The organism is Achromobacter sp. GQ309, assembly GCF_059759315.1.
In genome coordinates, this window is record NZ_JCAXDP010000020.1 from 1 (window position 1) to 424 (window position 424).

Here is a 424-nt window from a genome sequence, read left to right on the forward strand (position 1 = left end):
AGTGCTCGCAAGAGAACCGGAACACAGGTGCTGCATGGCTGTCGTCAGCTCGTGTCGTGAGATGTTGGGTTAAGTCCCGCAACGAGCGCAACCCTTGTCATTAGTTGCTACGAAAGGGCACTCTAATGAGACTGCCGGTGACAAACCGGAGGAAGGTGGGGATGACGTCAAGTCCTCATGGCCCTTATGGGTAGGGCTTCACACGTCATACAATGGTCGGGACAGAGGGTCGCCAACCCGCGAGGGGGAGCCAATCCCAGAAACCCGATCGTAGTCCGGATCGCAGTCTGCAACTCGACTGCGTGAAGTCGGAATCGCTAGTAATCGCGGATCAGCATGTCGCGGTGAATACGTTCCCGGGTCTTGTACACACCGCCCGTCACACCATGGGAGTGGGTTTTACCAGAAGTAGTTAGCCTAACCG

The 424-nt window shown here is 56.4% G+C and carries 1 rRNA gene; it reads left to right on the forward strand.

The annotated features are described in order from the left end of the window. Positions 1-424 (forward strand): 16S ribosomal RNA (locus AC6CIE_RS27800); the annotation flags it as partial.